A 666-nucleotide genomic window follows, 5' to 3' on the forward strand; every position below is an offset into this window, starting at 1 on the left:
TCAGCTGGTGGCGATGGAGGTGTCGTCGATCACGAAGCTCGTCTGCAGCGAGGAGTCCTCGGTGCCGTTGAACTTCAGGGTGACGCTCTGGCCCGCGTAGGCCGAGAGGTCGAAGGTGCGCTGCTGGTAGCCGGCCGCGGCGTTCACGTTCGAGTAGGTGGTGAGGGCCGTGCCGTTGACGGTCACCGCGAGCTTGTCGTACACGGTGCTGCCGGTCTCGGCGGTGTCGATGTGCAGCCAGAAGCTCAGGGTCGCCTTGCAGCCGGCCGGGATGGTGACGGTCTGCGAGGCGCTGTCGGTGTGGGTGGAGCCGTAGCCGTTCAGCCACGCCTTCCAGCTGCCGCCGTGGGCGGCCTGGCCGGAGCTGTTGTCGACCACGCCGCTGGTGGTGGTCCAGGGGGCGGCGGTGCCGGTCTCGAAGCCGGCGTTGCCGAGCAGCTGCGCCGGGGTGCAGCTGCCGCCGCCGGTGCTCACCGTCCAGGTGAAGGAGGTGGAACCGGTCTTGTTGGCCGCGTCCTTGGCGGTCACCGTGACGTTGTAGGTGCCGGCCGTGGTGGCGGTACCGGTGATCTTGCCGGTGGAGCTGATCGACAGCCCGGTCGGCAGGCCGGTCGCGGTGAAGGTCAGCGGCGCGGTGCCGCCGGAGGCCGCGATCTGCAGGTTGGC

At 69.8% G+C, this 666-nt stretch carries 1 protein-coding gene; it reads right to left on the bottom strand.

From position 1 onward, the window contains the following. Positions 1–666, bottom strand: a 666-nt coding sequence (locus IE329_RS40055; protein ID WP_190215993.1) for a putative Ig domain-containing protein, incomplete at its 5' end; no start/stop codon positions are given.

Origin of the sequence: Kitasatospora indigofera (assembly GCF_014655955.1) — a bacterium.
Lineage (GTDB): Bacteria > Actinomycetota > Actinomycetes > Streptomycetales > Streptomycetaceae > Kitasatospora > Kitasatospora indigofera.